The sequence below is a fragment of the Pseudomonas atagonensis genome, assembly GCF_011369485.1.
Classification (GTDB): domain Bacteria; phylum Pseudomonadota; class Gammaproteobacteria; order Pseudomonadales; family Pseudomonadaceae; genus Aquipseudomonas; species Aquipseudomonas atagonensis.
In genome coordinates this window covers 76112-84485 of sequence record NZ_VXCA01000031.1, presented here as the reverse complement: position 1 = coordinate 84485, position 8374 = coordinate 76112, and the positions used below count along the sequence as shown (strand labels likewise).

At 59.3% G+C, this 8374-nt stretch carries 8 protein-coding genes; 1 reads left to right on the top strand and 7 read right to left on the bottom strand.

Annotated elements, in window-relative coordinates; genetic code table 11:
- Positions 1-55: 55 nt before the first annotated feature.
- The 5 genes from F2P67_RS22205 to F2P67_RS22185 form a co-directional block, all read right to left on the bottom strand.
- A complete protein-coding gene (locus tag F2P67_RS22205; protein ID WP_166223737.1) occupies positions 56-1009 on the bottom strand; it encodes a D-2-hydroxyacid dehydrogenase family protein in 954 nt (317 codons plus the stop codon).
- A gap of 13 nt (positions 1010-1022) precedes the next feature.
- Entirely contained in the window at positions 1023-2060 is a 1038-nt protein-coding gene (locus F2P67_RS22200) for an alpha/beta fold hydrolase (protein WP_166223736.1), read from the bottom strand.
- Between the two features lie 86 nt (positions 2061-2146).
- Complete coding sequence (locus F2P67_RS22195; RefSeq protein ID WP_166223735.1) at positions 2147-2581, bottom strand: YqaA family protein; 435 nt, start codon at positions 2579-2581, stop codon at positions 2147-2149.
- On the bottom strand, positions 2581-3027 hold the full coding sequence (locus F2P67_RS22190) for a DUF411 domain-containing protein (protein WP_166223734.1): 447 nt from the start codon (positions 3025-3027) through the stop codon (positions 2581-2583). The genes F2P67_RS22195 and F2P67_RS22190 overlap by 1 nt, the downstream gene beginning before the upstream one ends.
- A gap of 167 nt (positions 3028-3194) precedes the next feature.
- Positions 3195-5186: a methyl-accepting chemotaxis protein gene (locus F2P67_RS22185; RefSeq protein WP_166223733.1), complete on the bottom strand. Its 1992-nt coding sequence runs from the start codon at positions 5184-5186 to the stop codon at positions 3195-3197.
- 381 nt (positions 5187-5567) lie between these two features.
- Here F2P67_RS22185 and F2P67_RS22180 point away from each other — a divergent pair, with 381 nt between their 5' ends.
- Positions 5568-6101 (top strand): hypothetical protein, encoded by a 534-nt coding sequence (locus F2P67_RS22180; protein ID WP_166223732.1) that lies wholly within the window; start codon positions 5568-5570, stop codon positions 6099-6101.
- A gap of 54 nt (positions 6102-6155) precedes the next feature.
- Here F2P67_RS22180 and F2P67_RS22175 read toward each other — a convergent pair whose 3' ends face one another.
- Positions 6156-7067 (bottom strand): GNAT family N-acetyltransferase, encoded by a 912-nt coding sequence (locus tag F2P67_RS22175; protein ID WP_166223731.1) that lies wholly within the window; start codon positions 7065-7067, stop codon positions 6156-6158.
- The gene (locus tag F2P67_RS22170; RefSeq protein WP_166223730.1) at positions 7067-8353 is read right to left on the bottom strand and encodes a phenylacetate--CoA ligase family protein; all 1287 of its coding nucleotides are present in this window, start codon (positions 8351-8353) and stop codon (positions 7067-7069) included. The genes F2P67_RS22175 and F2P67_RS22170 overlap by 1 nt, the downstream gene beginning before the upstream one ends.
- Positions 8354-8374 lie beyond the last annotated feature (21 nt).

The window sequence follows — 8374 nt, the reverse complement described above, 5'->3', positions numbered from 1 at the left end:
AATCCCCTCGCCACAGGGGTATGCGTGGTGGGGGAGATTTGTGGGGGCATGTCTTTCAGTTCAGTAAGCGCATGGGTTTTCCCGCCGACCAGTGCTGGATGTCCTCGATCATTTGCGAGAAGAACTGCTCGTAGTTTTGTCGACTGACATACCCCACGTGCGGCGTGGCCAGTACGTTGTCGAGGGTGCGGAACGGATGCAGCGCCGGCAGCGGTTCTTGTTCGAAGACGTCCAGCGCCGCGCCGGCGATGCGGTTTTTCTGCAGTGCCTTGATCAACGCCGGTTCATCGACAATCGGCCCGCGCGCCGTGTTGACCAGCAACGCCGTGGGTTTCATCCAGGCCAGTGCCTGTTCGTCAACCAGGCCGCGGCTGCGCTCGCTGAGCACCAGATGCACCGAGAGCACGTCTGCCTGCTCGAACAGTTCCTGCTTGCTGACGTAGGTAACGTTGGCCTGCGCAGCGCGTTCGGCGGTGAGGTTTTCGCTCCAGGCGATGACGCGCATGCCGAACACCTGGCCGAACTGCGCGACGCGCTGGCCGATGCTGCCCAGACCGAGAATGCCCAGCGTCTTGCCGTGCAGGTCGCCGCTCAGACCCTGTTGCCACTGGCCGGCGCGCAGGGCGTTGGCTTCGTTCACCAGGTTGCGTGTGGCGGCCATGATCAGCGCCCAGGTCAGCTCGGGCGCTGCGTGTTTGTAGCTGTCGGTGCCGCAGACCTTGATGCCGAGTTTTGCCGCCGCCGGCATGTCCAGCGCGGCGTTGCGCATGCCGCCGGTGACCAGCAGTTTGAGCTTGGGCAGGCGTTTGAGCAGGTCTTCGTCGAAGCGTGTGCGTTCGCGCATCACGCAGATGACTTCGAACTGGCCCAGCCGCTCGGCCAGCGTCGGGTTGTCCGCCGGGTAGTCGTGGAGAAAACTCACTTCGCCGATGCTGTCCAGCACCGACCAGTCCACCACGTCGCGGGCGACGTCCTGCCAGTCATCGATCACTGCAATCTGCACCGCCATCAGCCTTACCTCATCAACGAACGGGATTGGATTTGTTCAGCCAGTCGAGCAACGCCTTGTGGAACTGTGCCGGTTCTTCCATCTGCGGGGCGTGGCCCATGCCGGGGAACTCGACCAGCGTCGATTGCGGGATCAGTTTGGCCACTTGTTTGCCGAGCACGTCGTAGTGGCCGATCTTCGCTTTGACTTCCGGAGGCGCGATGTCCTTGCCGATGGCGGTGGTGTCGGAGGTGCCGATCAGCAGCAGCGTCGGCATCTTCAAATCCTTGAACTCGTAGTAGACCGGCTGGGTGAAGATCATGTCGTAGATCAGCGCCGAATTCCATGCCACCTGGGTCTTGCCCGGGCCTTTGCTAAGGCCGGCGAGCATGTCGACCCAGCGGTCGAATTCGGGTTTCCAGCGCCCGTCGTAATAGGTGGTGCGCTCATAGTCGCGAATGCCTTGAGCGGTGACTTTCAGTTCACGCTCATACCATTGATCCACGCTGCGATACGGAACGCCGAGGGCTTTCCAGTCTTCCAGACCGATGGGGTTGACCAGCGCCAGTTGCTCGACCTGATCGGGGAACAGCAGCGCGTACCGGGTGGCGAGCATGCCGCCGGTGGAGTGGCCGAGCAGCGTGGCTTTCTGGATGCCCAGTGCCTTGAGCAACTGCTGGGTGTTGATCGCCAGTTGCTGGAAGCTGTACTGATAGTGATCGGGTTTGCTCGAGGTGCAGAAACCGATCTGATCCGGCGCGATCACCCGGTAACCGGCCTCGCTCAGGGCTTTGATCGAGCTGTCCCAGGTCGCGCCGCAAAAGTTCTTGCCGTGCATCAGCACCACGGTGCGCCCGTTGGCCTTGCCGTGGGCGGCGACGTCCATGTAACCCATTTGCAGGGATTTGCCCTGGGACTGAAAAGCGAAGTGTTTAAGCGTGTAAGGGTATTCGAACCCCTGCAGCTCGGGGCCGTACGCCGGGCCTTCGGCTGGCGCGGCGGCGTGGGCGAGCAAGGGCAAAGCGGCGAACAGGAACAAGCCAGGCAACCAGCGTGAACGCGTGACGGACATAGGGGCAAACTCCATTGAAATCGGCCGATGCTGGAACGGCCGGATTAGGGCGACGTTAAACACAGGCAATGGCTGCGCCTGATCGTTCAACCGAGCCAGCCGAGTGTGAGCATGGCCAGTACCGCATAGCGTGCGCCTTTGGCCAGTGTGACGATCAACAGGAACCGCCCGAGCGGTTCGCGCATCACGCCGGCAATCAACGTCAGCGGATCGCCGATCACTGGCAACCAACTGAGCATCAATGACCAGTGCCCGTAACGTTTATAGTGCTTGCGCGCTGTTGCCATGTGCCGGGCGCTGACCGGAAACCAGCGGCGATCCTGAAACTGCTCCAGCCGGCGCCCCAGCCACCAGTTGACCAGCGAACCGAGCACGTTGCCCAGCGTCGCCACCGCCAGCAGCCCCCACAGCCAATAACGGTCGCTGACGATCAGCCCGACCAGCAGCGCCTCGGACTGCAACGGCAACAAGGTCGCCGCACCGAATGCGGCGAAAAACAGCCCGGCATAAGCGGCGCCCATCAATGGGCCGGGTAGTCCGCCACCACCACGTCAGCGCCGTCCTTTTTCAGGCCGATCACTTGATAGGCATCGCTCATGCCGTCCATTTCCATGCCCGGCGAACCCATCGGCATGCCCGGTGCAGCGATGCCCAGTAGGTCATCACGCTTGCTCAGGGCCAGCACTTGTTCAGCCGGGACGTGGCCTTCGACGAATTTGCCGTTGATGATCGCGGTGTGGCACGACGCCAAGCGAGGCGGCACGCCGTGTTGTTGCTTGAAGCTGCTCATGTCGGATTCGACGTGATCGTCGACTTTGAAACCATTGGCCTCAAGATGGCTGATCCACTTTTTGCAGCAACCGCAATTGGCGTCGCGGTGGACTTCGATGGGGATCAGATCGGCGGCCTGGGCCAGGGAGGAGAGGAACAGGGCGCTCAAGGCGAGCAGACGCACGTGGGTTCGCATAAAAGAGGTCTCGACTCGGGTGACGGTCAAAAAAGAACGCATTTTGACCGGTTTTCCCCATCCGGCATCAACGGAGTGTTTCCAGTTGATACAAAACGGGCCGGCAGGATGATCGTAGATCAAACCTGACAGCCCGCTGAGTGAGAGATTACAAAACGGTCAGCCGATCAACGCACTTTGAAGCGACCCATGATCGCGCCCACGCGGCTGTTGGCCTCCAGCAACTGGCGGGTATTGAGTTCACTGGCGTGGCCGCTTTGCACCAGTTCTTCAACCATTTGGCGGATCTGCACCATGCTGCGGTTGATCTCTTCGGTGACTGCGCTTTGCTGCTCGGCGGCGGTGGCGATCTGTGTGCTGAGGCTGTTGATGTGGCTGACCGAACCGGCCATGTCGTCCAGCCCCGAGGTCACCCGTGCAGTCGCGTCGGCGGCCGACTGGCAACTGGCCTGGGTGTTTTCCATGGCGCTGACCGAAGAGCTCACGCCTTGGGTCAGGCGCGTGAGCATTTCGTTGATTTCAGAGGTGCTGGCCTGCGTGCGGGCGGCGAGGGCGCGGACTTCGTCGGCGACCACTGCAAAGCCGCGGCCCTGTTCCCCGGCGCGTGCGGCTTCAATCGCCGCGTTGAGGGCCAGCAAGTTGGTCTGGCCGGCAATCGCGCCAATCACCCCGAGAATTTCAGTGATGCGCTGGGCGTCCTGTTGCATGTTTTCAACTTTATGGGTGGCGCTGGCCACTTCGTCGATCAACGCCACGACGCTGCTGGTGGCTTGGCCCACGACCACCCGAGAACGGTCGGCGTTTTCGTTGGCGCGCTGAGTGAAGGCGGCGGTTTCGGCGGCATTTTGCGCGACGCTTTCAGCGGTCGAGCTCATTTCGGTGATCGCGGTGACGGTCTGATCGGTTTCCGAGGCATGGCGCAGCAGAATCTGACTGGTGTGCGCCGATGTGCGTTGCAGGTTGTCCAGACTGGAAGCCATGGCGCCGGTGGCCTGGGTGACTTCGCCGATCATGTCTTGCAGGTAGGCAATGAACTTGTTGACCGAATGGCCTATGGCACCGAGTTCGTCTTCGGCGCGAATGGTAATGCGGCGAGTCAGGTCGGCATCGCCGCTGGACAGCGAATCAATGTTGGCCTTCAACGCTTTCATGCGTTGCACCAATTGGCGGATCGCGTAGACCTGCAGCAGCACCAACAGGATCACCAGCGGAATCTGCAACAGACTCAAGCTGCTGAGCACGTCGTCACGCTGGGCGGTGAGCATTTTGGTTGGCAATGCCGTGGCGAGGAACCAGGGCGTGCCTTCAATCGGGCGCATGAAGAAGGTGCTGGCTTCGCCGTTGTTGTCGAACTCGACGCGTTGCGCCTGTTCACGGTTCTGCAGGCCGGCCTTGATCTGGCTGGCAAACGGCGACGTGGCGGCCAGTTCGCTGATATTTTTCAAGACAATCGGGCCGCTGATGCGCGAGCTGTTGCTGATGATCTTGCCGTCGGCTTCAACGATCAGCATTTCGGCAGTCAGGTCTTTTTCCTTGCGCGCCACCAGGTCGTTGAAAAAGCCCAGCGTCACGTCGATGGTCGACACGCCCCAGGCGCTGCCGTTTTTCTGGATGGCCATGGCGCAGTTGGTGCGGGGTTCGGCGCTGGCGTCGTCTTTATAGGCTGCTGCCCAGGCGCATTGGCCGCGCGGGGTCTGCATGCCGCCCTTGTACCAGCTCTGGTCGTAATAGTTGGGGGCGGCGTCACTGTTCCAGAAAGTGTTGACTGCCAGTTTGCCCGAGGCGTCGCGGTGCCAGAAAGTGCTGAATTTGTTGCGTCCGGCCTCACGCTGGCCGGGCAGCGGCCAGATGCCGCCGCCGAACACTTTCAGTTCGCCATATTGATCGACCAACCCTGGCAACACCGTGTCGATGGCCGCGCTGTCGAGCAACGGGATGGTCTGGGTGATGCTGCGCTGTTGCGCCTGAACCTTGTTCAGTTCGCCCTGAATCTGCTCGGCCACTTCGGCGATGCGGTTGAGCACCACTTGTTCTTCGGTATGGCGCAGCTTGGGCGCGACCAATTGGCTGATGCCGACGACCGTCAACACCGAGAGCAGCAAAATGAACAGAACCAGAAACAGCGTGTAACGAGCCTGAATGGTGCGGAATGCGGGCATGGAAACCGGTCCTTGTGGTGCGATTTTTTATTGTCGGGGAGGGCGAAAACGGCGCAGGTATAGATAGCTATCGTCGGCGAATGGAGAAGCTTTAGGTACTTTCGTCCAAGAACGCCAACAGTCGATAAATGGCGTGTATCGCCATTGATACAGAGGAACTAACCAATTGGTTCGTTAGAGCATTAATTCCAATATCTACATAGATCCGGCCTTGCTTTGGGCCAATAACGACGGGCATTTGACGGTTTGTATCGTGAATGTACAAAAATTGTAAAAGAATTGAGAAAACGGTTGGTGCCACCTCTTGGCCAGCAGATACTCGCGCCCATTCAGTCGATCAATAAGGAGATTTTTCATGTTCGACTTACACGGAGCTCGACCATGACTATCGGATACACCGGCGCCTGGCAAAGCAAGGCAGGTCTGTTGGTGCAGGACACCGGCAACCGCACCAAACCTGTTTCTCAAAGTGCCAAGGTCAAGCAGATGCTGGCGCTGGTCGGCAACGACCCGAACGCGCTCAACATCGCCGAGATGGATCGGCAAAAACTGCACAAGAACGTCAAGGGTTTTGACCCGGAAAACGTGTCAGTGAAACAACTCGGCAACCTCAGTGCCTTTCTGCGCGGCAAAGGGTTGATCTCTGACATCACGGCAATGACGTTGCAAAAGGCGGGTGGCAAGTTCGATCGTTTCGGCACACCGGAAGATGTCGACGCCAAGTTCAATGCGCTGGAGTATTTCGCGGTGCAACTGGATACCATCCAGACCAATAGCATCAAGGGCGACAAGTACGCCTCTATGCTGATCCCCGAATACAAAAAAGCCATCTACGTGCTGCAGAATCTCAAGACTTACGGCATGGGCAATGGTCGTACGGCGCCCACCGACAAAGGTGTCAGCGCCAAGGCTTGATCGCTGTAGCAAAAGGCCCGTTCTGTTGCAGAACGGGCCTTTTCTTTTGTCGAGCTAAGCGATCTGTCGCTGGATGTCTTCATGCAGGTGTTGCGCGTGCGGGCAATGCAAGGTCAGCGCACATTTGCGCAGGCCACGGTGAAACAATGCCAGCCACCCCTCATTCGTGCCCTCGGCGGGCGCCAGTCCGGTGAAAACAAAACCTATGGCGGTCAGCCTGAGGTGGTCGTCAGCGAAGTGTCGTGACAATTGTAGTCTGATGGAAATCAGCCATTGGTCCGGCAGGTGTCGCAATTGCTCAAGCAGTCCGCCGTTAAGGTTCTTGAGCAGCATGTCGTAACGGTTTGCGTGGTGTTCGAGTTGAATCGGCGCGCCCTGCCAGCGAGCCGTGCGAGTCTGTGTGCCGAACACACCGCACAGATGCCGCATGAGGTCTGCGCAACTGTCGGGCCATGCCAGATCCGGCAACGGGCGTCGGTACTCGTCAATCTCCCGGTAGCCCAAAACGACTGACTCCGGCGTGGCGCTGCCAAACGGGGAGGGCACGTAATCCGGCAACAGACCGGTGTTGTGAAAACCGAGATGGCAGGCCATACGTTGCGTGTAAGGGTGCTGGGTCACCTGCTTGATCGTGACTGCGCGACAGCCCAGCGCCTGCGCGTGAATCAACAATTGCTGGCCTAGCCGCGTCGCGATGTTCATCCCACGGCTGTCCGGATGTACCACACTCAACGCCAGTTCCGCGCAGGTGGAATCCTGCTCACGCAGTAACGCAGCGTGGCCGAGGAGTCGTTCGCCGGACACGGCTACCAGCGAGTGCCAGTACCTGTCAGCGTGATTCTGCTTGATCAGGTTTGGCAGATAGACATGGGGTTGCACGTAATGATCGGCGTACACATCGCGGAACAATTGGCTGAGTGCCGGTGCATCGGTATTGCGGTAGTTGCGAATGATCAGGTGCTCCATTACGCAGCCTCCGTCGTCGGCTCGTCATAGCGACGCAGATCATGCACGCGCAGACATTTGCCCGAGCGCGGATGGCGTGCCAGATCTTCAAGGGTGCAGGTTTGAATGTGCAACTCCAGCAATTGCTGCGCTTGCAGTTGCTCGATCAAGGAATAATCCTCGATCAGTCTCGCCAGTAAGGCCCGCTCGGCATCGCCGTGTGCCGGAGAAGTTGCAGCCGGTACCCATTTAAGGATCAAGACATCCTTGTGCGCCGCTTGCTCGATGAGCAATTGCCAGTGGTCACTGGCCGTGCAGGTCTGAACACATGCGCCGATCTCCTCGGGAATCAGCGACAGAATGCCCACACGCACCCGCTGACTGCTGGCGCTGCGACCCATCAGGGCAAACTTGCGCATAGCCGTGCCCACGGGCTCTAGCCAGCAGGCGCGATCTCCGACCGGGTAGCGAATCAGCGGCATCAAACGACGCTGCGGATTGGTCAAAACCAACTGACCGCTGCGCCCGCAGGTATCGATCAACTCGCCGGTGTGCTCGTCGATGATTTCGATCAAAGCGTGGCCGTCCGGGGAGCGGTGTTCGCCTTCATTACAGTCGCGGTGGCTGCTGCCGATGAAGCCGGCATCGACGCTGGCGTAACCGATGGACGCGATTCGCGCGTTGGGGAAAACCTGGCTGAGGATCTGCCGTTGCGCGGCGAACAAGCTTTCACCTCCGAAGAGCACGGTGTCGACGCCGGTCAGTACTTGCCCCTGACGCAGGAGCCCGCTGGCGAACGTCAACAGTTGCGCCGGCACACCTGCGAGCACATTGATGTTGTGCTGAACAATCGCCTCGGCCAGCTCTTCGTTGGCGACCTGACCCGTGAACGGGAACTCGGTGATGTCTTCAGCGACATAGGCGAGGGCATCGTGGATAAACAGGAAGCTGGCATACAAATCGCCGGCGAAGAAAAGATTTGCCACACGGTCTGCCGGTTTGAACTGCGTGGTAAGGCCGCGACCAAAATCGCTCACTAGCCTGTGCCATTCCTCACGGGTATACACCGAGAGTTTGCCGGCGCTGGTCGAGCCGCCGGTCTTGAATACCAGTGCCTGCGCTGGCGAAGCAGTCAGCACTGGCCATTGGTTCAGGATCTGACTGTTTTGCCAATATTCGGAGGGGTTAATTAACGGCAATTCTGCGATCGCGGTGATTGATTCACTGATGCCTGAGTAGTGCTGTTTGAAATAAGGCGAATGTTGCCGAGCGAAGTTCACCAGCTCGTTTAACTGTTCGAATTGCATAGTGTTCTCTATTAAAAAATG